The sequence below is a fragment of the Paenibacillus sp. RC67 genome (assembly GCF_030020805.1).
GTDB lineage: Bacteria > Bacillota > Bacilli > Paenibacillales > NBRC-103111 > Paenibacillus_S.
This window is the reverse complement of sequence record NZ_CP125098.1, coordinates 1,122,494-1,147,479: the sequence shown is the minus strand read 5'-3', so window position 1 is coordinate 1,147,479 and position 24,986 is coordinate 1,122,494. Positions and strand designations below refer to the sequence as shown.

Sequence of the window (24,986 nt, the reverse complement as noted above, 5' to 3'; positions counted from 1 at the left end):
CATGTATATAAGAATATTAAATTAGCTCTTCTACTCTATTAAAAATTAAAGTTTGATTGTTTGGCAATTTAATATCATTATGAAAATGACCGAAATACCAGCATTTGTAGTTTAATCGTTCTTTAATATTGTCTAAATATGTATTCAACTCATCTATTTCAATGTTTAAGCTTAAGTCTTGCCTAAGTAACTCAATTGTAGATGCTGGGCAAGTATGAGTTACAACAAAATCTACATTCCAATCGTGCTTTTCTAGATTCCTTAGTCCTTCTAAATATTCTTCATTACTTGGCATTTCTCTTGCCCACCAGTTGATGTTCTCTTTCCTAAATTCTTTATCATGAGATCGAGCCCCTCCAAATGTGAAGAACTTAAATCCATTGATTGTAAATACCTGCCCTCTCATCAAATGCATAATACTCTCGTTAATTACGTGTACTTTCCCACCATTCCAGTTGTCCACCGGATAGCTTTCAAGCAAATCAAAATTCTCATGGTTTCCATCAATGAAAAGAGTTGTAAAATTCTTATTTAGTAACCATTTACGCCAGTATATCTCGTCATTTTGATTATCCCATACCAGTCCAAAGTCTCCTGCAATTAACACAAAATCCTCTTTAGTTAAGTTTCTGCTCTGACGAAATTGTTTGGAATTTAATTTACTTATATCACCGTACCCATGTATGTCCCCTGTGATATACATAATATCCACCTCCAAAGCTTTCCTCCAACTTAGAATAATAAAAAACATCAAGTTCACTTAAACCTGATGTCTTAATATCCTTTGTTCGATAAATCTTGTATGAATTTCTCCTCTAGACTCATTACCTTCACTCCAATTAGTTTTATCTTCTAGTATACACTAAAGTTAATTGATATTTAACATTTATTTCCTGAACGGCTTTCACTTATCAAAAAACCTTCAATTCAGTTCACATCCACCCAAACCATACAGCAGCACGTTACTGCGTCCATAGACCCAATCTAAGAAATAGGCCTTGGAAAAATGCAACATTTCGCATAGGCATGAGTCTAATAACATGTACTCTGTCGAAAAGGGGGTTATAGTGTCTACATATTTACTGGTTTTTGCGGAGAGCGCTGACAACGAAGGAAATGCTGTCCCCCTCCCAACGGGTTCCTTACAACGATTATTTTTTAGAGGTGAACAATGAAGTTAAGGTTAGTTACTACATTATTATCGCTGCTGCTTATCGCCCTGCTGATCCCTGCCTTCGCATCTGCCGCTCCTCAAGGTTCGGCCGTAGGCATACCTTTATATTTTAATGGGAAGCAATTGAATCCCGAGGTTGCACCACGAATTATTAAAGATGTGACCATGGTTCCCGTACGCATCATTGCTGAGGAGCTGGGCTCCAAGGTAACGTGGAATCAAGCACAACAACAAGTTACAATTACCAAGGATTCGATGAACATACAAATGGTTATCGACAAGCCTTCAGCAACTGTGAATGGCACTAAGCTTCCTTTGGATTCTGCTCCATTGTTGATTGATGGAAATACGTTGCTCCCTGTTCGCTTTATTGCCGAGAATATGGGCATTGAGGTCAACTGGAACGATGTAGCCCGTGCAGTATATTTGAAAGACAAGACAGGAACAACGGAAACGGTGCTGCCTCCAACGGGACAACCTGATAAAACGGACAAGCCTGCTACCGACGCCAACGGAAATCCGCTGCCTGTCATTCAATCGATTGAAATGACTCCTACCCAGCTGCTTATTAAAGCAGATTCCGGAGCGCTTCAGCCTACTATGTTTTCACTGCGTGATCCTAATCGAATTGTTATCGATATTCCTAATGCCGTTTTGAACCCGTCCTTATACAAAAATGAAGCGTCTAAGAGCGGTGATACTGTATCTAACAGCGTTTATGTATCAAGTGTTCGCTATTCTTTATTTAACAACAATCCCTATTCTGTCCGCGTCGTATTGGATATGAAGGACTCTATCGACCTGAAGTGGGAATCCGGACTGAACACATCCTCGCTTGTCGGTGTGCTCAATAAAGCCAAGTATAAGGTTGTCATCGATCCAGGCCACGGAGACCAAGATCCAGGGGCAAAAGCGGCGAATGGCCGCACTGAGAAAGAATTCAATCTTATGATGGGGACAAAAGTGTACAACCTGCTCCAAAAAGAGCCGCAAATCCAGCCCTTGATGACGCGCAATGACGACACGTTTATTCCGCTCGATGACCGCGGCAAGTTCGCCAATGACCTGAACGCCGACATTTTCGTTTCCATTCATGGCAACAGCTATATAGCAACTTCAACAGGAACGGAAACGTATTATTACAAGTCGGACAGTGTTGAGTTTGCTAATATCATGCACAATCATTTGGCCGCTGCAACCGGATTGCCGGACCGTGGAGTGCGTCAAGAAGCGTTCCGCGTGGTAAAAATAACAAACATGCCCGCTTTGCTGTTGGAAATCGGTTACCTGTCGAATCCGAAGGAAAGCGCGACTCTGTTTGATGAAGCATTCCAAAACCGGGTTGCCGAAGCCATCGTGGCAGGAATCAAAGAGCAGCTCAACATTCAGTAAGGGTAAAAGGCGGTGATTTTTAAAATGAAAAAACATATCGTACGCGGTTTGATTCTTACGGGTGCCGTTGCATTGGTTTTGTCCGGATGCGGTCAAAAGCCGTTAAGCAATGGAGGAGCCTCTCAAGGCTCCGAGAACTCTGCTGTCAACAGCCAGGCAACTCCAACTCCTACACCTTCGGAAGCTCCGCAAAATGCTAAGAAGGAGCCCCTAACCAAACAAATCAAAGCTTATTACGGGGATGATCAGGCAGAGAAGCTGGTTGAGAAGGAAGTCACTATCAACTACAACGAGGATAAGGACAAGTATACCGCTTCTCTTTGGACTTTGAAGAAAGCTCCCGAGAACAGCAATCTTATTCCTCTGGCTCAAGCGCTTGGATTTAAATCCGCTGTCCTTAAGGAAGGTAAGCTCACACTGGACATGACAATGTCCAACGAAGGGCGTCTCGGCGCTCCAGGGGAGTCTATGCTGCTGCAAGCGATTCAGAAAACGTTATTTCAATTCCCGGAAGTGGAATCCATCGATATCTTGGTTGACGGCAAGGCTGTTGACTCGCTAATGGGTCATATGGATCTACCTCATCCTATTAAGCGTTAATAGCACCACGAAAGAAGCAGATTGCTACGGCATTCTGCTTTTTTTGTTGCATCCATCCTGTGGATGAAAAAGTTGGGGATAACCCACACTGTGGATATGTTTATAAGTAAACTCCGATTTATGCACAGCTTAGCTTTGGATGCTGTTGATAATGTGGATAATATTGTTGATAACCATCTTTTCCTCGATACAGACGAGGTATCATTATATTACAAAACCACCTCATTTGAAAAGCTAAATTTTGCTGTACACAGGCATCGGAGATGATGTCGAAAAAACGCGAATGACATCGCTATTTATGTTAAAATAGGTGTACTTCCTCACGAGGGTGATTGTATGACTATTCTACTTATTGTGCTCATGATTGCTGCGATCGTTCTGTTTATTACCAAGTCGCATAATCCTTCTGCATACTGGATGGGCTTTGTTCTGGTCGGCTGGTTTCTTAGTATGGCTGGATTGATCCTGTTCATAGCTAAATACGGCGGATTTTATTATAAGGTTAATATTGTGCTGTTCTTCAATGACAGTATCCGTAATTTTTTGCTGGTTTTGCCTATCAAGATCGAAGGCATCAGCCGCATGATCACAATAGGCAGGTCTTTGTTTGTCTTCAGTCTAATCGGGCTTTCCGTTTCGCTTTTCTACTACCGCCCCTTTAAGCAGTTATGGAAAATTTTTGCCCTTAACACCCTGCTTCCCATTGCTAACATTATCTTTTATGATCCGATTATTTATAAATGGGCTCTTTCCGTCCTTGATCGCAACGTTACGTATATTATTGGTTGGATCACCCGTGGTTGGCTCGTAGTCTCACTTCTTGTAGCCTTGGCGCTTATGATCGGCAAGTATCGTAAAATGACGATCCCCTGGGTCAAAAAGCAAAGCAAGCATATTTTGTATGGCGTTGTTTCCCTGGTGCTATTTTATTTTTACCTCGGGTTTATGGGACCGCTGCAGGTATTCGACGTACGAACCTACTATGTGCTTTATTCAGACTTTTCCAATTTCAATCCCCCTCTCTCGTTATTCGGTTGGTATGCCAGCATTGGTTTTACCGGTATTTTGTCGCTTGTAAGTATCCTTTCGATTTGGCGATATACCGAAGTGGAGAAAATGATGGGCAAAAGCGATCTGCAGCTTCAGCGCAAGCTGAACACAGCCAACATGGGAGCGCGAGTATTTACGCATGCCATCAAGAATCAACTGCTCATGATCCAACTGCTTATTCAGCAGGCCAAAGAGCAAGGTGCGGCTCAAGGAGCGCTTCAACCTAACGATCCTATGCAACCGCTTACCAAAGCGGGCGATATTGTAACCCAGACGCTCGGGAGACTGGATCAGCTCTACGATTCATTCAAGACCAATCAGCTTCATCTAAGACCCGTTGCCGTTCAGACCCTTGTAGAACTGACATTGGAACGATTGAAGGTGATCCCCGAGCATGTTGATCTACAGGCCGACATTCCTGACAGCGACTGTATGGTACTGGCGGATTTGGAGCATTTGTCGGAAGCTTTGTACAACTTATTGATTAACGCTATCGAAGCCATTAACGAAGATATTGGAGGCGTCGTGCTGCTTAATAGCTATGTAGAGGAAAACTGGGTCATTATCCAAATCATCGACGAAGGTCCCGGTATCGAACCAGAGCTTCAAGAAACGATCTTTGATCCCTTCTATACGAACAAGAATACGACCAGAAACTGGGGCGTCGGACTTTCCTTCAGCAAGCATATCGTGTTAGGTCATTATGGCCGCATCCATCTCGATAGTAAACCAGGCGAGGGAAGCACATTTCAAATCATTGTTCCGCTATACGTGTTGAAATCCTAATTGAAAGTTGGTGTCCGTATGAACCCGATACGAATTATTGTGGCGGAGGATTTGGATGTGTTGCGTGAGCATTTCTGCCTGTTGATCGGCCGTGAGGATGATATGATTGTTGTCGCACAAGCCTCAAGCGGGAAACAAGTATTACAGCATTTGCAGGAGCATCAGGCCGATATCGTCGTCATGGATATTGAAATGGATATGAAGAACGACGGGATTATTACGGCTGAGAAGGTGCTTATGCAGTACCCTCATATGAAAATTATTTTTCTGACGGTGCATGAGGATGACGAAACCGTATTTAACGCTTTTGAAACTGGTGCTGTCGATTATGTGCTCAAAACCAGCTCTCCCGAGGTCATCATCTCCAGCATACGCAATTCGTACAACGGGATTGTTCAAATTAGACCGGAGTTCTCATACAAAATTAAAAATGAATTTTCACGTATTCGCCGCAATGAAGAAAGCCTGCTCCAAGCCACCATCATATTGTCCCAAATGACGCCGACCGAACTAGAAATATTAGAGCTTCTATTGAAAGATATGAAAATTGCCGAAGTCGCCAAGCACCGCCAAGTCGAGCTGTCCACCATCAAAACGCAGATCAATATGATTCTGAAAAAGTTTAACAAAAAAAGGTCCAAAGAAGTCACCGCTATGCTTCGCGATTTGAATGTGCAGCATCTCATTCATAAAGTAAGAGGCAATAATTAGCTACCTCTAGCAGCGCTTAAACAGCCGGAATCGGCTTTGAGATTGTCAAGGAACCGTTTCTTCGTGAAATTTGCTATATTGGTAAGTGGGGTATGCATCGGAGGAGTTTACGTCCGCCTTTGAAATCCGTGAATATACCACTAATTCTAATCACATTCACGGGTTTCAACAGCGGCTGGAGGGGCATACCCCACTGGAGTATACTAGCAATATTTCAAGTTTTATAGGTTTCTTAACATTATACACAGCCGAAAACGGCTGTTTTCTTTTTTTACAAAAAATTTATTGACCCAAAATGCGGTTCAGTGATAAGATTGAAAAAATTTACCTACAGCTTTCAATATCTTATACAAACCAAGGAGGAATGAATGAAGTGGCCACGTATTACCTGGAACCATCCCGCACCTTCAGTGAATTTTTGTTAATTCCTAATCTGACGACCAAGGAATGCACACCGGCAAATGTTCGTTTGAAAACACCGCTCGTGAAGTTTAAGGAAGGTGAAGAGCCGGCAATATCGCTCAATATTCCATTCTCATCAGCCGTCATGCAGGCCGTATCCGATCATGGGATGGCGATCGCTCTAGCCCGGTGCGGAGGCATTTCATTCATCTTCGGCTCCCAATCCATAGAGGAACAAACGCAAATGGTTCGCAAAGTCAAAGGATACAAAGCTGGCTTTGTCGTTAGCCGCTCCAATTTGACTCCCCAACACACCCTTCAGGATGTGCTAGATTTAAAAGAAAAAACCTCTCATTCCACTGTGGCTATTACAGAGGATGGTACAGCCAGCGGCAAGCTGCTAGGTATTGTCACCAGCCGTGATTACCGTATCAGCCGCGACCCCCTGACGAAGCCAATCCACGAATTTATGACGCCTTTCTCCACGCTGATTTATGGTCAATCCGGCATTTCGCTATCGGAAGCGAACAATTTGATCTGGGAGCATAAGCTGAACTGCTTGCCGATTGTGAATGATCAGCAGAACCTGGAATATCTCGTATTCCGCAAAGACTATGACGCCCATAAAGAGAATCCTCTTGAGCTGCTGGACGGAAACAAAAGCTATATTGTAGGCGCAGGGATCAATACAAAGGACTACATGGAACGCGTTCCTGCTCTTGTAGAGGCCGGTGTGGATGCTCTCGTTATCGACTCTTCTGATGGATACAGCGAGTGGCAGCGAGAAACAGTGCAATACGTTAAAGCGAATTTTGACGTCAAAATTGGCGCAGGCAATGTCGTCGACCGTGAAGGGTTCCTATACCTGGTTGAATCCGGAGCTGATTTCGTTAAAGTTGGCATTGGTGGAGGCTCTATTTGTATTACCAGGGAACAAAAAGGAATCGGCCGCGGACAAGCCTCAGCGATCATGGAGGTCGTGGAAGCGAGAGATCAATACTTCAAGGAAACGGGCATTTATGTACCTATATGCTCGGATGGCGGTATCGTTCACGACTATCACATCACGCTGGCTTTAGCTATGGGGGCCGACTTTGTCATGATGGGAAGGTATTTTGCCCGCTTCGATGAAAGCCCTACGCGCAAGCTGAGAGTAGGCAACAATTTTGTTAAAGAATTCTGGGGCGAAGGCTCCAATCGTGCTCGCAATTGGCAGCGGTATGACACTGGCGGGAAAAGCAACCTTTTGTTCGAGGAAGGCGTTGATTCGTACGTGCCTTATGCCGGCAGCCTGCAGGAAAACTTGGATAAAACGATTGGCAAAATCAAATCCACCATGTGCAACTGCGGTGCCACGAGTATCGAGGAGCTGCAGCGTGTAGCGAGAATTACTCTCGTCTCGGCGACAAGTCTCGTTGAGGGCGGAGCGCACGATGTTATCCTGAAGGAAAGCAGCCTGTCGGAAGAAAGTCATTAATTTATATAGAACTGGTACAACAAAAAGGAGGGGAACGCCCCTCCTTTTTCAACTATCCTTATTGTCCTGTAGCTTTAAGAAATGGAGCCGTCATCAAAAACTTGTCGGCCGGTGTAATTTCCTTCAAGCTGCCATTTTGTACAAACAGCTTTTCCAGGTTTTCGTACCATTTTTTCGCTGAGCCGTCTTTGAATGCATCCGCTACCCGCTTGTTGTCGAGCCACTCCAGAGCATCCAGCTGCATTTTTAATGACTCCTCAGGTACCTGTGTATAAGCCGCCGTCATTTTAACCGCTTCATCTTTATTTTTAATTTTATAGTCGGTGGTTTTGGCAATCGCTTTCAGGAAGCTCTCTACTAACTCAGGCTTCTCCTGCAAAAACTTCGGATTAACAACCCAGCTCGCTGGGAAAATGTAATCTGGGAAGAAATCGCTGTTATCCCCAAGCTTCACCATGTTTTCCTTGCCGACCTGCTTCTCGATTTCAAGCGTATACGGAGACCAGATGGCAACAGCATCTACTTTACCAGCAACATAAGCAGATACGGCTCCTGCTACATCCATATTGACAATGTTTACGTCCCCAGGCTTAAGGCCACCTTTTTCCAGACCTAGATTCAACACCATTTCGCCAGAGGTTCCTTTAGGTACACCAACGGTTTTGCCTTTCAAGTCCTTCCATTCCTTGATTCCGGACTTTTTCGTTGCGAACACCATATCACTTTTGCCAAGGCTAACAATATCAATGATGTGTCCTTTGCCTTGTGCAGCTAGAAAGGTTGCGCCTGGACCAATGTAAGCAATATCGATATCGCCCGAGGCCATAGCTTGAAATTCCGGAGGACCGCTCAGAAATTTAACCGCATTGACGTTAATGCCTGCTTCCTTAAAGAAGCCTTTCTCCTCCCCGATCACGATAGGCGTTGCACCATTCATATCGGGCATATAAGCAACGTTGATCGTCGGTGTTTTACCACTTGGCTTGTTAGGCTCAGGAGCTTGAGCCGGAGAAGTGCTGCCTGCACCACCTGAAGAACATGCAGCGAGCAAGAGGGTTAAGCCGAGCACAGCGGACAGAACAGGAATTGATGATTTCCGTTTCAGAAACATAGGAACCTCTCCTTTATACAATTATTTTGCCACTTCCAGGTATTCGCGATACACTTTGGACCATATCTCGTTCTTGATCTGAACAAATCGTTCGTCGAGCTTCGTTGCTTGATCTCTTGGGTAGGGAATATCCACATCGATAATTTCCTTGATCCGACCCGGACGTGCGCTCATAATAATGACCTTTTGAGCAAGTATGACCGCTTCCTCTACGTCATGAGTGATGAAGAAGCAGGTCTTTTTCTCCGTTTGCCATGTTTTGAGCAGCTCTTCCTGAAGCTGTGCTCTTGTCTGTGCATCCAATGCGCCGAACGGTTCATCCATCAATAATACTTCCGGCTGTACCGCATAAGCTCTCGCGATAGCTACCCTCTGCTTCATCCCTCCGGATAACTCCTTAGGGTAAGCGTGTGCAAAATCTTTGAGCCCGACGATTTCTAAATATCTTTCCGCCGTCTCTCTTCGTTCCACTTTGTTAAGGCCGCGAAGCTTCAAGCCGAACTCTACATTTTTCAGTACGGTCTTCCAAGGGAACAGCGCATACTGCTGGAATACGACACCGCGCTCCTTACCAGGTCCTTTGACTTCCACTCCATCCACCTTCACAGAACCGGACGTAGCATCCTCAAGTCCCGCGATAATATTGAGCAAAGTCGTTTTGCCGCAGCCACTTGGACCTACTACGCAGACGAACTCATTTTGCCCGATCGTCAGATCGGTATTTTGTAATGCCGTGACATCCCCCGTTCGCCCCTTATATATTTTCGATAGTTGGCTAATCTCGATTTTGGGGCGCGCTGTCGATATTCCATGGCTCTGCTTGTCTAGGTGTTGCGTACTTCCTGCCATCCGGTTAGCCTCCTTTCTAAAAAGAGCACCAATTTATCCATTGCCAAGCCGATAATTCCGATAACGATAATTCCGAGAATAACGACCTCCATACGGAAATACAGACTCGCTTCCATAATCATATTGCCAAGCCCCTTGTTCGCACCTGTCAGCTCGGCCGCTACGAGAGTCGTCCAGGCAGCTGCAAGACCGAGCCGGACGCCGACCAGAATGTAAGGAAACGAAGCAGGTACGATAACCTCAAAGAAAATATCCCTGTCTCTCGCTCCCAATACCCGGGAAGCTCGGATCAACGTTGGATCAACGTTGCGGACACCTTGAAAGATCGAGATAACCATGACCAGAAACGTCGAAACGAAAATAACGGTGATTTTGGCTGATTCGCCTACCCCTTGAGCTACAATGACCAACGGAATAAGAGCGATAGGCGGGATCGTGCGGAAGAATTGAATCCACGGCTCCACGACTGATCGGATGACACTGTACCAGCCCATCAAAAAGGCAACAGGAATCGCTACGATCAGGCCGAGAGAGAAGCCGCCCAATACCCGGAACAAGCTCGCTCCTATGTTTGTCCACATTCTTCCGCTAGCCGCTTCAGACAGGAACGTTTTGATGACGATGGTCGGGTTAGTAATAATTGCGCCTACCGCCGGTATCGCAGACAGTAGATACCATAGAGCTATCCCAATCACTATGGAGATAAAAGTAAGCATCCAGTGTGGTAATTTTTTCATGATGTAACCTCCTAAGAGCTTTCGTGAGAAAGCTCAACTTCGTTAAAAACGGTGAATAGCTCGCCGTTGCACGAGCGGATCATTCTTCCGATCACTGTTGTCCACGGATTTCTTGAATTTCTCCACCTTATTAGTTGAAATCCGTGGACAAAGGCGAACGCTAACGCTTCTCCAGAACGATCCCGCCGCTCCACTGCTTATTCACAGCACATTGCAGAGCTTTGCAACAGAAAGCCTTGCTACGTTGTCTCTATAACCTTATCCATCGTAAGCCGGCTGAACGGCTTCCCGGCAGTAAGTCGTACGAAGCTGGTTAGCCGCCTCGCTCCAGCCCTTCTGATTCAGCCTACGAATCCAATCGTCGACGCTTAAATATTTCCAAGGACCTGTCTCTATTACTTTTTGAAGCGGATCGACCTTGTAGCCAGGCTTGCGGGCTTGCTCATGCTGCCACTCGGATAGTCGGTGATCCATCTCCTTGACGATATCGGGATACTGCTCGGCCACATTCGTTGTTTGGTTCGGATCGTTAACCATATCGTACAGTGTGACTTCATCGAAATGAAGGTATAAGCCCGGATGGTATGTGCGAATGAAGTACCACTTATCATCGCGTACAGCTCTTTGACATACATATAGCGCATGATCCATCACTAGGTAATCTCGTCCCTGCCAATGCTCACCTTGCAGTGCAGGAAGGAATGAATTCCCGTCCCAACCGGACGGCACCTTCAATCCCGCCATATCAGCAATGGTCGCGATGACATCCACATTGTAGACAAAACCGTCGATTGCCGTTCCTTGATTCGGCATTCCAGGAACCTTGATGATCAGCGGCAGATGGTGAACCGCTTCGGTAGCGCTTGCATGTTCGAGATAAATGCCCTGCTCACCCATGGATTCGGCATGATCCGCACTAATGATGAAGCAGACCTGGTCTTCGATGCCTAATTCGCGAAGTGTATCCAGCAGTTGTCCAACGTGTTTATCCATATAGCTAATCCCGCCGTCATAACCGTCTACCGCATGTTTGAAATCGCTGCGGTTCGAGATTTGACCAGGCATGGTTGCCGGGTATTTGTCTCCCCAGTGCAAGAAGGAGGCTGAGCGAGGGAAGCTGTGCTCCTGCTGCGAAGCTATCGTAGCCTCATCAGGGAAAGCCTTAACCGGTGCATCTTTCCACTGCTCCATATATTCGATAGGGTACGTATAGAACGTATGCGGGTCCCAGTACTGGATGTGTAAGAAATAATTGTCTTCTGTACCGTGCTGTTTCAACCAAGGAATGACGGAGGCATTGACCTCATCGGCATTTTCATTGCCTTCTCTCAAGGTATGAGTATGGACCTCGTTCCACCCTGCAAAATACCACCAGGCGTGATGGCGATCTCCAAAGGATGAGAACGTAACCGTTTTCATTCCTGCTTCACGTAAATACCGGGTAAAAAAGGGAATCTCCTTGCTGTGTCCGTCTCCTTCCGGGTACTGGAATTCTCCGCCTGGTCCCCAATGCGTCAAGGCTCCATGATGAATGCCAAAGCGCCCAGATACAAAGCTTCCGCGCGAAGGTACACAAGGGGATGATGCGCAGTAGCAGTCGTTGAACCTTACACCCTCCGAGGCAATTTTATCAATGTTAGGGGTTGTGTTCCGGTTGTAGCCGTAGCAGCCCATATGATCCGGTCTAAGCGAATCGATGTCCAAATAGATGATTCTCATGAATGCGCTTACCTCCTGTCTAATCATTCGTTTGCGAGATAATGTTATTATAGGGGAGTGGCGCCGCTCTCAAAAGGTTGAACTATTTTCAACCTTTTTCTAACAAAAAATAAAATAGGCTAACCGAACACTGCTTCGGTTAGCCTAAAATCAGCGCTGCCCACAGCCATATGCTGTGGGCAGCAATCTATATTAAGGGGGTCACTTATAATATTAGATGAGGAATATTAAAGCCAGATGAAAGCAATGTTATTTCAACCTTAATTTTGTCGACTTACCTCTCTTTTTCACTTTAATGAATGAACATCTCCCACAATCGGGCATTGTGGTATAGAAGAAAATATAAAATGATATCATTTTACTCACTGAATAGCTCCGCCAAAACCGCTTTTTTATTTTCCAGAAAGCGTCGGGTAACGATATAATGCAGCGTATCCTCATACCGGATGGATTCAATAGGAGACTGGTCGAAATTCAATATTTGAGCATCGGGATAGCCGAGTAAAATCGGAGAGTGAGTAGCCACAATGAATTGTGCTTCTCTCTCCAAATCCTTCATAATCCTCAGCAGCGCGAGCTGCCGGGCAGGCGATAACGCAGCCTCGGGCTCATCGAGAAGATAGATAGCTTTTTTGCCGAATCGGTGTTGAAACAAAGATAAGAACGCTTCTCCGTGGGATTGCGCATGCAAGGAGCGTCCTCCATAATATTGGAGGCTTTCCGGCATCTCGTCAATATGGCTGGCAAACTGATAGAACGTTTCTGCCCTCAGGAAGAAACCGTTCGTAAGTTTGGGCATCCACGACAGCCTTATATAATTGCCTAAAGAGGAACTGGATGCATCAACCTCAAAATAGTTGTTCCTTCCCCCTCCCGCCGTATTAAAACCGCATTGGTATGCGATAGCTTCCAAAATGGTGGATTTACCTGAACCATTCTCACCGACAAAGAAGGTAACATTGCCTTGGAGGTTGATCGATTCTACTCCATTTAACGCGGATATTGAAAACGGATAAGCCGTTTGATTAGGAAATTGCTGCTTCATGATCTGCACACTTCGCAAGAACATAGTCCTCATCCTCCCTTCACCATCACAAACCAGACCAAATAAGAACGTATGTTTCTATATTATAACGTGATTATCTTTTTTTTGCAAAGTGATCAGAGTTTCTTCAGCAGCTTCACGGTCGATTTCGGAGACCTTCTTTCATCCAACAAAAAGAGGTACCCTCTCATGGAAGGTACCTCCTTACATCTCAGCGAAGCTGCTTCAGCTGAGGGTCAAGCTTCTGCCTTGCGGCATATCGGGAAGCTCGTTAACAGATATTATAGTATCCGATCTTTTCGTCGGTTGTTTCCAATGTTGTTCACTTCCAGGCAAATCATCGAACCAAGCCGCATCCTTCGGGCAATCCATAATCATAAATTTGCCATAATGATCCTCACGGGATTGATGATATTTCAAATAAGCTTTGCCATTCTCGATCGCCAGAATCTCGATTTTCCCCGACGTATGGCTCATAGATAAACGGATTCTTTTGCCTAAGCCGGAGGTTCTCGCCTTGGCCTGCTCTACAATACGGTACACTTCCGATAATGGAAGGACAAAATCACGGTTCCCCGCAACGGGACGATTAATAAAGAAATAATAAGGAGTAACCCCCGCCCAAGATAGCTTGTCGAGCAGCTCGGCCAATATGGTTGGATTGTCGTTGATACCTCTGAGAATCGGGGTTTGATTGACTACAATGGCACCCGCCTGATGCAGCGCCTCGAAGCCTCGCTTCGCTTCCTCTGTTATTTCGCGCGGGTGGTTAATGTGGGCCATGACATAAATGCGCTTGTCAGCGGTGGAATATTTACGCATGGTTTCGAGCAGCTGCTCATCTTCATAAATTCGCATCGGATTAAACACAGGGATCTTTGAACCTAGTCGGATAATTTTCACATGCTCAATTGCTCTTAGTCTTTCCAATATGGAGGCAAGCTTGGATGTTGCAAGAATCAAGCTATCTCCGCCCGTCAACAACACATTATTGATTTCAGAGTGCTCTGCAATATACTCTAGCCCCGGGTTGACATCCGACATCGCTTCTTTGACATCATTCCGAAATAAGCGTTTGCGGAAGCAGTAACGACAATAGGCGCCGCACACTTCTGATACAATAAGTAGCGCCGTCGTCTTATATTTATGCTGGCATCCAGGCACTACGTAGTTCGTATCTTCGTCAGACGCATCCCATCGGCCGTATTCAGATAGCTCACCTTCGTTCGGAATGACCAGCTTCTTGATAGGATCGTTGGGATCGTTCCAATCTATCAGCTTCAGGTAATAATCGTTCACGCGAAACACGAACTTATCCGTTATTTGCTGCAGCTTTATTCTGTCCTGCTCAGGTATTTCCTGGATTTTATTAATATCGGTAATATATTTCGGTTGCGGCATTGATGATCCTCCTTGGAATGACAGATTTTTTTGACTACAACGTTCACCTTACTTTTCCCACGAGCTATACTTCATCGTCGAACTGCTCATCATAGGCCCTCAAAGGGGTTGCCACATCACTCCTTCATCTTTAGTATGATGATTCAAATTACAAAAAAAGTAATAAATTATAATTATTGGTTATTACGACAACAAAAAGACCCGTTCAGCAACAGGGCCATAACACCGCGACCGTAATACACAGTCCAGCGTAGGCGTCCAATTGCTATCAACCGGGTCCGTCCAACAATATAAAAAAAGACCCGGAATACGGGTCAATGAATGCAATAATGATGCATAAAAAAACGTTGACCCATCCACTGCTGACGAGGTTAGCTGCCGGGCTCGGGAAAGATGGTTCCCTACATATACTTCATGATTCGCCCCAAAAAGTGGTTCCCCCGCTTTCCGATAAATAAACCGGAAATTAAGCGTATTATTATCATACACTACGGTCAGGGATGCGTCAATTTGTATCAAGAAATTATTTATTTAGATTGATCTAACGATTATTCATCTCGCGATGCGATAAATTCCGGTCTAGGCTGCTGGCCTGAATAAGGCGATTGCAGTTTGTTTTCAACACTGTTATATACTAAAAACACATTGCTTCTCGGCATTGGCGAGATGTTGCTGCTCGACCCGTGCATAATGTTGCAATCGAATAAGACGATGGAACCTGCTTTGCCCACAGGAGTCTCAATCCCATATTGTTTCACTAATGCAGTGAGACTGTCCTGATCAGGTACGCCGTATTGCTGACGCCGAAGCGAATCTTTGTAATGATCATCCGGTGTCTGACCGACGCAAGCGACGAAATCCTTATGGGAACCAGGGACTACCATGAGCGGCCCGTTAAACGGATAATTATCTTCCAGCGCAATCGAACAACTCAGAGCCCTCATTCGGGGCATCCCGTCCTCGACGTGCCATGTTTCAAAATCAGAATGCCAGTAAAATTCCTTGCCTGTAAAACCCGGTTTAAAGTTTATTCGAGATTGATGGATATAGGTTGGACTTCCAAGGATATAATCGACAATGTTTTTGAGCTTCGAATGAGTTGATAAAGCCTGAAACACATCGTTGCTACGATGAACGTTGAATATGGATCTAACTTCTTCGCTATCCGGTTCCCGAATGACCTCGCTCGCATCGGATTGACGACTCGTTGCCCATAGTTGCTTCAGCTCATCTCGATACTCTTTTACCTCAGAAGGCGTAAAAAAGGATTCAATAAATAAATAACCCTGCTGATGATAAAAATCCGACTGTTCTTGGCTGATGCCACTCGCCGGGCTCCACTTAGAATACACGACGGGGTCTTTACGTTCAATAATGACAGGTCGTTCAGAAATTCGTGAAGGGTAGAGGTCCTGTCTTTGATTCGTATCACTTACAGCATTCATGCTCTTCATTTGATTTCCTCCCTTAGTCCTTGATTAATGGGTACGTTCCGCTTTCATCATGTACTTCCTGCCCGACTAGCGGTGGATTGAATACGCAGATCATTCTCATTTGGGATTTCGCTCGTAAAAAATGCCTCTCATGTCCGTCAAGTGCGTACAGCATACCCGGCTTAATCTCGTATGTTTCCCCGCCGATAACCTCAATCTCTCCTTCACCTTCTACACAATAGACTGCCTCCACATGATTTTGATACCAAATCAGCGTTTCCGTACCCGCTTTAATTAATGTATCATTCATCGAAAACCCCATGCCATCCTTGCGCAGCAGCAGTCTCCTTGAGTTCCAGGTTGTTGTATCCACATCGTCTCTTGTATTGACCAATTGATCCAAATGTTTAACAATCATAGGTTATCCGCTCCTTGTTATCCAAGATTATGGTTCACTTATTCTCATCAACAACCGGCAATTGAGACATTACTTCAGCAAGTATGCGCAGCCCCTTATCCAGCTCTTCTCCCCCGATCGTCAATGGAGGCATGAGCTTCGCCACTTCACTGCGGGGACCGGACGTTTCCATGATTAATCCTCTGGCAAATACGCGTTCACACAACCGTTCCGCCATACCGTCCTGTCGAAAAGCGATTCCTTGAATCATCCCTTTACCACGAATTTCCCCTTGCAGCTCAGGGCGACTTGCCAGCATGTTCTCCAAGGATGTACGTATAAGCCTGCTTTTCATCGCGATCTCTTGGTTAAGCCTATCATCTTCCCAATACCGAAGCGCCTCAGTGGCAGCCACGAATCCAAGGTTGTTCCCACGAAAGGTACCGTTGTGTTCGCCAGGACTCCACTGATCGATATCCGGTTTTAGCAGCGTCAGTGCCATAGGCAGCCCATATCCTCCTATCGATTTTGACAGACACACGATATCCGGCTCCAGACCCGATCCATCAAAGCTGAAGAAAGTCCCTGTACGTCCGCATCCCATTTGAACGTCATCCACGATGAGTAAAATCCCTCTTTTTCTGCACAGCGCTTCTATACTTCTAAGCCACTTTTGACTTGCAACGTTTAGTCCGCCTTCTCCTTGCACCGTTTCGAGTATGACCGCAGCAGGCAAGCTAATTCCGCTCCCCGGATCGTCCAGCAGCTTCTCTATGTAACGAGAGGTGTCCATCCCTTCGCCAAAGTAGCCATCATACGGCATGAATACAGCATTCCCTAGCTCCACGCCAGCACCTTTACGTTTGAACGAGTTGCCTGTTATCGCAAGCGATCCTAGCGACATCCCGTGAAACGCGTTAGTAAAACAAATTACGCTTGTTCGTCCTGTCACCTTACGAGCGATTTTGAGCGCACTCTCTACTGCATTCGTACCTGTCGGTCCTGGAAACATCACCTTATAGCTTAACTTTCTTGGCTTAAGAATCACCTCGTTAAACCGGGTTAAAAAATGCTCCTTGGCGCTTGTCGCCATATCCAGACTGTGCGTAACTCCATCCTTCAGTAAGTAGTCGAGCAGCTTCTCACGGATCCGATCATTGTTATGCCCGTAATTCAATGCTCCTGCGCCAGCAAAAAAATCAATGTATTCATTTCCGTTTTTATCCCATAGCTTGGCATTTTTAGCTTTTTCGAAAACCGTTGTAAAGCTGCGACAGTAACTGCGAACCTCGGATTCCATTTCATCAAAAACTTTCATTGAGGGCATTTCCAGCGTAGGCATTTTCATCGGTTTCCTCCCAGAATCCATGTATTTTTTCGTTCACATCTGTTCTACGATATCGGTCCTATACAAAACAAAATTTCTTCCTCATGGTGGTGCTCCTGTGGAAATGAGGATGCCGGATATCCTTGAGATAAGCGGCATTCGAGCCCGCGTTGTTGGGCCAGCTCCAGAAATAATCCCCTTGAAGCTAGGTTCGACGGGCTGATTGTCGTTTCCAAATAACGAATTCCTCTGCAGCATTCCGCTAACAGCAGCTCGCTGAGCAGCTTCTTGCCTATCCCTCTTCTTTGCTTATCCGGAGCAACCGCAATCTGCCAAATAAACAGAAGCTCGGGCTTCTCCGGTGTTCGGAAAGCAGACACAAAGCCTACGATACCGTCCTCATCCTCAGCTACGATACAGCTATCCTTGAAATAATCACACAGCAGGATATAACAATAGACTGAATTAACGTCGAGTGTTTCCGTTTGCTTTACAAGCTTCCACACGTGTCTCCCGTCCTCTTGGACAGGCTTGCGATAACGAATCTCCGCTTCTGTACTCATCGAACAGGACACTCCTTTCTGCTCGTTTTTTTAAGATGAACGGAATCTTTTGAGAAAAGATTGCAGCCTCTCGCTTTGCGGATTTTCGAAAATAGCCTCAGGAGGGCCCTGTTCAACGATACGTCCTTCCGCTCCGAAGACGACTCGATCAGCTATCTCCTTGGCAAAATCCATCTCATGGGTGATCAGCATCATCGCCATGTCGCCCTCTTCTGCAATCTCACGAATGACCTCAAGCACTTCACCGACCAGCTCCGGGTCCAGAGCCGAGGTGACTTCGTCGAACACCATGACCATAGGACGCATGACTAGAGCTCGCGCTATAGCAACCCGCTGCTTTTGGCCGCCGGATAGCTGAGCGGGATACACATGAAGCTTATCTTGAAGCCCCACCTTGCCAAGCATCGTCACAGCCCTGTCTTCTGCTTCTTCCTTGGACAACCCCAGCACCTTACGCGGAGCCTCCGTCACATTGCGCAGTACATTCATATGAGGAAATAAATTAAAATGCTGAAACACCATCCCCACTTTTCCCCTCATACGATGCAGGTGCTTTTCGTTGGCTCGGATCAGCTGATCACGGATCTGCATATGCCAGAGCATTTCTCCATCCAATTCAATCGTTCCAGAAGTCGGTTCCTCCAAGGTCATGAGCATTCTTCCCAGTGTTGTTTTCCCTGAACCGCTTGGACCGATCATGGCAAGCTTCTCTCCTGGCGCGATTTCCAAATCAATTTGTTTCAATACTTCCAAATCCCCGAATGACTTGCTTACTTCGGAATATTTCACTATAGGCTTCAAGCTCCCACCTCCTTCTTAGAGCTTAAGCTTTCTTGTGCTTGCTTACCTGTAGAACGTTGACCCGGTTGAAGATTCAAACGTTTTTCCAATACACGAATAAGGACAGATGCAGGATAACTAATAATTAAGAATAGAATACCTACCATGGTATAAGGCTCGAATACCCGGTATGATTCGGATACGATATTTTTAGCGGTGAGTAGCATTTCAACCAAGGTAATGGCAGATAGAACAGGGGTCTCTTTGAACATGACCAGCAAGTAGTTTCCCATCACGGGAATAATAGGCGGAATGGCTTGAGGTAAAATAATCGTTACCCATGTTTTTACTTTCGGAAAATTCAAGGCCACTGCCGCTTCCCATTGTCCCTTAGGTACGGCTTCGATTCCGGAGCGATATACCTCTGACATATAAGTGCTGTAATGCAGTCCCAATCCTATGATCCCCACAGCAAAAGCAGGTAAAGAAATATTCGCAATTTTAGGGAGGGTATAATACAAGAAAAAGATTTGTACCAGTAACGGTGTGCTGCGAATAAATTCCACTAGCCAACGCGATACGGTCGACAGCAAAAACCATCTTGAAGCTGCAGCCAGAGCAAGAAGCAATCCTCCGATACAAGCAATAGCAAAGCCGCAGCAAGTAGCAAGTAGCGTGACCTGTAATGCTTTTAGAAGCTCAGGCAAGATTTGAAGCGCATAATTCCAGTTCCACATACGATTTTACATCCTCCCTGCAGCGATTTTTCGTTCTGCAAAACGCATCACGAAGGATACCAGAGAGGCAATAATAAAATAAATCAAAAGCAGAAGCACCAAAATTTGTGGTGACCAGGAGATGTAATTATTTCTTAGCACCATAGCTTGATACGTTAAGTCCGCTAGCGTAATAAAATAAACAAGCGATGTTCCTTTAATCAGTTCTATAAGCAGATTGCCGAACGGGGGCAGCATTCTAACGAAGGCTTGAGGTAATACGATGTGGACCAACGTTTGCCGATATTTCATGTTCAGAGCTTTACCGGCCTCCCATTGACCACCAGGAATTGCATCGATGGAGCTGCGCACAATTTCCGATCCGTAAGCCCCGTAATTCAATCCAAACGCAATAACCGCAGCAATCAGCTTAGGGAGCTCAATCCCGATGAACGGAAGTGCAAAATACATCCAAAATAATTGAATAAGCAGCGAACTTCCCCGAAAAAACTCGACGTACACCGATGCAAGAAATCGTATGATCTTCAGCTTGGATAACCTGCATAAACCGGTGACAAGCGAAACAACTACAGCAGCTACCGAAGAAAGGAAAGCTATTTCTACCGTTATCTTAGCCCCCTGCATCAGCAGAGGGATAAATTCCATCCAAGAAGTAATCATATTACTCCTTGCATAAAGCTTCAGAGGTCAAATCCCCAGGAAGCTCCTGCTCGGTAAATCCGAATTTCTTCAGTATCGTAAGAAGCTCCCCTGAGTCCTTAAGCTTCTTAAGCTCTGCATTAAAAGCTTCCTGAAACGACTTATCCTCAGGACGAAATGCCGTTGCACCATACCCTCTTACGCTCTTCGAGTCTATAACGGGCTGTTCAAAATCTGCGACCCTCTCCAGACTGCTATCTTTAGCGGAGTCCAGCATCGCTTGAAGTGCAGGCCCCGTCATCGTAACGGCTTGTGCCCGGTTAGCCTGTAAAGCGTTTAATGCAGAAGCTTGATCCGGCACAAGCACCATTTGCTCCTTCGCAACTCCTGACTTCTCCAAATATCCGATTTCAATAGCGCCGGTCATGACGGCGACTTTCATATCCTTCTTATCTGCAATGTCCTTGTAGCTGCGAAGTCCTTGAGGATTCCCTGTGGGAACCGCAATGGCTTCGCCAATACTGTACTCTGGATTAGCGAAGAGAACCGCCTGACAGCGTTGAGCGTTGATGAACATCCCTGCCGTAACCATGTCAAATCGCTTGGCTTGAAGGCCGCCGACCAACGATCCGAATTCTGTCAGCTCACCCTTCATTTCTTTGATACCCAGTTTGTCGAGAACAATCCGGGCAATTTCTACTGCTTCTCCTGTCAATTCACCGTCGGATGTCTTGTAAGCATATGGCTTCTCGTTGGCAAAGCCTACCGTAACGAAGCCTTGCTGCTTCACCTTAGCTAAGGTGTCGTTACCCGCCCCAGACTCCTGTTTGCTCGTATTTCCGCCTCCGGTATTGGCCTCGTGGACTTCCCCGCAACCGACGACTGATGTGAGAAGCGTTAGAAACAGCACTATCGCTAAACTCCTTCTCAAGCAGCATCACAACCTCTCTTAAGAATACGTTCGCGCGAACAGTTATAATGCTAACATAGTTTTTCCAGTGCTGTCATTTAGGCCCTCCTTGCATATTTCCAGTAAATCCCTTGTAACCTAGAGTGAGGGGACCTCACCATCCCTAAGCTCCTAATTCCTCCACAATCATGCCATATCGTATCAAACTCGCTGGTTTCACTTGAGATCGAACTATGTTATTGGGAATGATAAATCATTTCCAGAGTCGTTTAACGAACTCTTACAAGGCAATTTGAAGCCTACAGATACACAAAAAAAAGACCGAACGACATCTTTCAACTATTTTCACATAAAGAAGGTTCGGTAGGTCCCCAAATTCCCTATTTCGCAATTATTCGACATCGAGGTCAGACCAATTGATTTTCCTCGCATTTCGATTTAATTAACCAAAGGTTATTAACTGATATCGATGATTAGCAATGACGTTCAACCCGTAGGATGGGGCCGTGTCGCCCAATTACTATAAAAAAAGAAGCAGCCTCTCTTAGTAGAGACTGCCTCTTGCGACTCGTATTAATTCAGTGTTTTTAAGAACCGTTTGGCTTGACCATTAGGCGTTTCGAACAGTTCGTATACGTTCACCGAAATCGGGAACTCAAATTGTTCGCTCTGGATATTATTGGTTACTATGGTCTGAGTACCGCTTACCAGTCTCTGCGCTCCGGTAAAGCTTCCATCGGCCGTTCCCAATACGCGGCCCAGCTTGTCCACGACTTCAAAATGCAGCTTCGAGAAGCTTTGATCCACAACCACATTGTCCGCCTGCTTGATGTCCAGCTCCAGCTTCATCTTATAGGAATAGGCGCTGTTAGTAGCTGCATAGTTTGTGCCTACTGTTGAGTTCACAAGCTTGATGTCGAAAGGATACAGTTGTAACGTATCGGAATCCGTTTCCTTCTGGAGCACTGTTGGTACGGAAGCGACAGCGACTTTGTATGGAGCTGCCATTTGGCTATCGAGCAGCCTTAAGAAGAGTCCCTCACCAGTTTCGGTTTGAGGCACGTTAAACACGTAGCTCACAACATAGCTGAGTCCCGGGTTCAGCGAAGCCGATACATTCGTTTGTCGTACACCTGAATAGGTCGCTCCACCACTGCCCACAAGCTCCGTATCAAAGGCAGGAGTAGGGATAGGCTTGTCGCCCTTATTGGTAAGAATGAACTTTCCTATGGCCGTTTTATAGCCCTCACCCGGATTTTGGCTCATATGAAGCTCCACAAGGGCTACTTGGGTATTGTCCATTATTTTTGAGAGAGGATCCACTGCGATTGGGGTGCCCATGGAATAACCGGACATAGCCGCAGGATCAGCCTGATTGGCGTTAGGCAGCGCAACGGCTACTCTGCCTACGTCAATAGCAACACCCGCTTTGCCGCTTGCTGCTGAAGCTGTTGTTCCTCCAGCCTGAGAGCTGCCGGACAAGAATGTGTCGCTGGTCATTACCAGCAAACGACTCGGTACAACATTATTTTCGAGCGGAATCGCAAAATGAATATATTTCTTCTCGCCAGCTTCAAGCGAAATGGTATCCTTTTCCGTCCGAGCACCGATATATGTCTTCTGCTCAGCACGGGCATCGATACGGAAATCAGGAATCGTTTCCCTGCCGCTTGCAGGATTATAGGCCAACAGAGTCACGACTCCAATCGGACCTTTATCCGTGTTCTGCTTCTCATACCCGATCGGCGTGTAGGTCAGATCTGAGTTTATGCCAGGAATGGTGAAAGCTTCCGCCCATGCCACTTCCTTGCTCGGAAGCGCGGTTCCACTAGAAGCGTACCAAACCTCCGAACCGAGCGGAAGGCCTAGCAATACCGTCTCCGTCTTCGGGTAAGCGTATGGATCGACCTTAACGAAGGTCAATCCGGCCAGCTTCATCGAAGTCTTGCTATCGACCGTGCTCATATAAACCAATTCGCCGATTTCCATAGGCTTGAGTGCCTTCTTATTGTCGGAGCTGGCATCTAGAGCATATTCCACACCATCCTGAGTCTGTACGCGCAGCTCATAGTCCGGTATACGCTGCTTCATGGAGCTGCCGTTGTACAGCCGCACGGTAACAGCAACCCGGCTTCCATCCGGGGTTGATTCCACTGAAACGCCTTTAATGGCGGCTTGGATCGCCTCCGTCAAATGATTGCTCACCGCCTCCTCAACCGAAGCAGCGGAATCCGCCGCAGCAGCAGGAAGACTGATGCCTCCCTGCATGATGATAGCTGTTCCCAGCACAACAGACGTCAGCGTCGTTTTCCATCGTTTGCTCATCTTGTCTTTTCCTCGCCTTCGGATTATTTCTCTTTCTTCTGATCAGCAGGAGTCGCACCTGCAGGTGCCGGTGAGGCCGAAGACGCCGCTTCGACTTTTTGACCATCCTTAAGCTGATGCTGACCTGTGGTGACGAGCTTCTCGCCTTCCTTCACTCCATCAAGCACTTCCTGATAAGAACCATTGATTCTGCCGAGCTTAATTTTACGCTTCTGGTATGTATCCCCTTGAAGAACGAAGACATAGGTTCCGCCTTCTTCCCTGATAATGCTTAAGGTAGGTACAACGACAACCTTAGCTTCCTCTTCCGAGGTCAGCTGAACCATTGCACGAGTGCCGGGAGTGATTCGATGATCCGGGTTAGCTACCTCCAGCTCCAGCGTATACGTTTTGGTCTGAGCGCTCATGACCGGCGCCAAATAACTGATTTGGGCCGTCCCTTTATGATCGGGATCGTCCGTGCTGTAATACACAAGCTCTTTTTTATTTTTCACGAGCTGCATATTCGTCTCGCTCAGCTCGGTTTTGATCTTAACTGGGTCGACCTGAAGCACTTGTCCGAGCTTGGAGGACGAGCTTATGGTTTGCCCTGCTTCCGGTGTGAAATCCGTCAAAATACCGCTGACCGGAGCTTTGACATTGTAATTATCTAAGGATCGGATCGAGTCCTCCAGAGCCAACTGATTCGTTTCGGCCTGCGTTTGGACTGAGGCTATCGTGTTGTTATTATCGTTGGCGGCAAGCTTGTTCTTCGCCGACTCCAGGCTCATGCGCGCATTATCCACCTGCTGCTGTGCTTGCTCCAGCTGATGATCTGTTGCGGAACCGGAATCATAATCATTGTGCATCTTGTTATAGTCCTGCTCTGCATTTTTCAACGCTACCTCCGCCTTCTGCACGGCGTCAGCCAAATCCTTACGGTTATTAACCTGATCGTCCTTCGCCTTTTGCAGTGATTCCTGAGAGCTTCTTACAGAAAGCTCATTTTTCCGTCTGGTTGATTCCGCATCCCGGCTGTCAATCCGGAATAAAATGTCTCCCTTCTCCACGTAATCACCGCGCTTCTTCAATACCTCGATAACTTCTCCATTCGCTTTCGTGACGATATCGATGGCGGTTCCTGCAGAAATGTCCGCAACCTGCTCGGTCGGATCTGCGATGCGCTGCTTCGTGATTGCCTCCGTCTTCAGCGCTCTGACTTTGAGCTGTGCCTCAGCCATTCCCTTGGGTCCACCGGGAGCCGAACAGCCGGCAGCCATGGCCGCCACAACCGCTGCCAGAGTCATAACAGCCAATATGCGTACAGGGCGAATGGTTATTTTTCTATTGCCCGTGCTCATCCTTTTCATTGTTTTGCCTCCTCCATGCTTTTGCATATCTCTAATCTATTAGAACCACATTATTGGACTTAGTATGATAGC

At 46.3% G+C, this 24,986-nt stretch carries 22 protein-coding genes and 1 riboswitch; of the genes, 5 read left to right on the top strand and 17 right to left on the bottom strand.

The features are described 5' to 3' along the window. Positions 1-16 precede the first annotated feature (16 nt). On the bottom strand, positions 17-712 hold the full coding sequence (locus QMA13_RS05340) for a metallophosphoesterase (RefSeq protein WP_282943268.1): 696 nt from the start codon (positions 710-712) through the stop codon (positions 17-19). 459 nt (positions 713-1,171) lie between these two features. On the opposite strand from QMA13_RS05340, the gene QMA13_RS05335 reads away from it, so the two are divergent. The 5 genes from QMA13_RS05335 to QMA13_RS05315 all read left to right on the top strand — a co-directional run bounded on the left by QMA13_RS05335 (position 1,172) and on the right by QMA13_RS05315 (position 7,592). After that, a complete protein-coding gene (locus tag QMA13_RS05335; protein ID WP_282940002.1) occupies positions 1,172-2,566 on the top strand; it encodes an N-acetylmuramoyl-L-alanine amidase family protein in 1,395 nt (464 codons plus the stop codon). 24 nt (positions 2,567-2,590) lie between these two features. Continuing rightward, positions 2,591-3,166: a GerMN domain-containing protein gene (locus QMA13_RS05330; RefSeq protein ID WP_282940001.1), complete on the top strand. Its 576-nt coding sequence runs from the start codon at positions 2,591-2,593 to the stop codon at positions 3,164-3,166. A gap of 336 nt (positions 3,167-3,502) precedes the next feature. Next, positions 3,503-5,002: a sensor histidine kinase gene (locus tag QMA13_RS05325; protein WP_282939999.1), complete on the top strand. Its 1,500-nt coding sequence runs from the start codon at positions 3,503-3,505 to the stop codon at positions 5,000-5,002. 18 nt (positions 5,003-5,020) lie between these two features. Next, positions 5,021-5,713: a response regulator gene (locus QMA13_RS05320; protein ID WP_282939997.1), complete on the top strand. Its 693-nt coding sequence runs from the start codon at positions 5,021-5,023 to the stop codon at positions 5,711-5,713. Positions 5,714-6,086: 373 nt separating this feature from the next. Next, positions 6,087-7,592, top strand: coding sequence for an IMP dehydrogenase (locus QMA13_RS05315; RefSeq protein WP_282939995.1), 1,506 nt, complete (start codon positions 6,087-6,089; stop codon positions 7,590-7,592). Between the two features lie 58 nt (positions 7,593-7,650). Here the strand turns inward: QMA13_RS05315 and QMA13_RS05310 are convergent, their stop codons facing one another. The 16 genes from QMA13_RS05310 to QMA13_RS05235 all read right to left on the bottom strand — a co-directional run bounded on the left by QMA13_RS05310 (position 7,651) and on the right by QMA13_RS05235 (position 24,914). Then, positions 7,651-8,703, bottom strand: coding sequence for an ABC transporter substrate-binding protein (locus QMA13_RS05310; protein ID WP_282939994.1), 1,053 nt, complete (start codon positions 8,701-8,703; stop codon positions 7,651-7,653). Positions 8,704-8,724: 21 nt separating this feature from the next. Next, complete coding sequence (locus QMA13_RS05305) at positions 8,725-9,552, bottom strand: ABC transporter ATP-binding protein (protein ID WP_282939992.1); 828 nt, start codon at positions 9,550-9,552, stop codon at positions 8,725-8,727. Next, on the bottom strand, positions 9,528-10,289 hold the full coding sequence (locus tag QMA13_RS05300) for an ABC transporter permease (RefSeq protein WP_282939991.1): 762 nt from the start codon (positions 10,287-10,289) through the stop codon (positions 9,528-9,530). The genes QMA13_RS05305 and QMA13_RS05300 overlap by 25 nt, the downstream gene beginning before the upstream one ends. Positions 10,290-10,547: 258 nt before the next feature. Continuing rightward, complete coding sequence (locus tag QMA13_RS05295; RefSeq protein ID WP_282939990.1) at positions 10,548-12,008, bottom strand: sulfatase family protein; 1,461 nt, start codon at positions 12,006-12,008, stop codon at positions 10,548-10,550. A gap of 358 nt (positions 12,009-12,366) precedes the next feature. Then, a complete protein-coding gene (locus tag QMA13_RS05290; RefSeq protein ID WP_282939989.1) occupies positions 12,367-13,077 on the bottom strand; it encodes an AAA family ATPase in 711 nt (236 codons plus the stop codon). A 201-nt stretch (positions 13,078-13,278) separates the two neighbouring features. After that, complete coding sequence (locus QMA13_RS05285) at positions 13,279-14,454, bottom strand: KamA family radical SAM protein (protein ID WP_282939987.1); 1,176 nt, start codon at positions 14,452-14,454, stop codon at positions 13,279-13,281. Positions 14,455-14,799: 345 nt separating this feature from the next. Then, a riboswitch (cyclic di-AMP (ydaO/yuaA leader) is annotated at positions 14,800-14,937 on the bottom strand. Between the two features lie 65 nt (positions 14,938-15,002). Further along, positions 15,003-15,908 (bottom strand): ectoine hydroxylase, encoded by a 906-nt coding sequence (gene thpD / locus QMA13_RS05280; RefSeq protein ID WP_282939986.1) that lies wholly within the window; start codon positions 15,906-15,908, stop codon positions 15,003-15,005. A 13-nt stretch (positions 15,909-15,921) separates the two neighbouring features. Further along, entirely contained in the window at positions 15,922-16,305 is a 384-nt protein-coding gene (locus tag QMA13_RS05275) for an ectoine synthase (RefSeq protein WP_282939985.1), read from the bottom strand. Positions 16,306-16,339: 34 nt separating this feature from the next. After that, a complete protein-coding gene (gene ectB, locus QMA13_RS05270) occupies positions 16,340-17,632 on the bottom strand; it encodes a diaminobutyrate--2-oxoglutarate transaminase (protein WP_282939984.1) in 1,293 nt (430 codons plus the stop codon). Between the two features lie 44 nt (positions 17,633-17,676). Beyond that, on the bottom strand, positions 17,677-18,174 hold the full coding sequence (gene ectA / locus QMA13_RS05265; protein ID WP_282939983.1) for a diaminobutyrate acetyltransferase: 498 nt from the start codon (positions 18,172-18,174) through the stop codon (positions 17,677-17,679). 30 nt (positions 18,175-18,204) lie between these two features. Next, the gene (gene ehuA, locus QMA13_RS05260) at positions 18,205-18,975 is read right to left on the bottom strand and encodes an ectoine/hydroxyectoine ABC transporter ATP-binding protein EhuA (protein WP_282939982.1); all 771 of its coding nucleotides are present in this window, start codon (positions 18,973-18,975) and stop codon (positions 18,205-18,207) included. Next, positions 18,972-19,691 (bottom strand): ectoine/hydroxyectoine ABC transporter permease subunit EhuD, encoded by a 720-nt coding sequence (gene ehuD / locus QMA13_RS05255; RefSeq protein WP_282939981.1) that lies wholly within the window; start codon positions 19,689-19,691, stop codon positions 18,972-18,974. The genes ehuA and ehuD overlap by 4 nt, the downstream gene beginning before the upstream one ends. A 6-nt stretch (positions 19,692-19,697) precedes the next feature. Next, complete coding sequence (gene ehuC / locus QMA13_RS05250) at positions 19,698-20,351, bottom strand: ectoine/hydroxyectoine ABC transporter permease subunit EhuC (RefSeq protein WP_282939980.1); 654 nt, start codon at positions 20,349-20,351, stop codon at positions 19,698-19,700. Position 20,352: 1 nt separating this feature from the next. Next, on the bottom strand, positions 20,353-21,240 hold the full coding sequence (gene ehuB / locus QMA13_RS05245) for an ectoine/hydroxyectoine ABC transporter substrate-binding protein EhuB (RefSeq protein ID WP_481858133.1): 888 nt from the start codon (positions 21,238-21,240) through the stop codon (positions 20,353-20,355). 573 nt (positions 21,241-21,813) lie between these two features. After that, positions 21,814-23,565 (bottom strand): hypothetical protein, encoded by a 1,752-nt coding sequence (locus QMA13_RS05240; protein WP_282939978.1) that lies wholly within the window; start codon positions 23,563-23,565, stop codon positions 21,814-21,816. 23 nt (positions 23,566-23,588) lie between these two features. Continuing rightward, positions 23,589-24,914 (bottom strand): efflux RND transporter periplasmic adaptor subunit, encoded by a 1,326-nt coding sequence (locus tag QMA13_RS05235; protein ID WP_282939976.1) that lies wholly within the window; start codon positions 24,912-24,914, stop codon positions 23,589-23,591. Between the last annotated feature and the right edge of the window lie 72 nt (positions 24,915-24,986).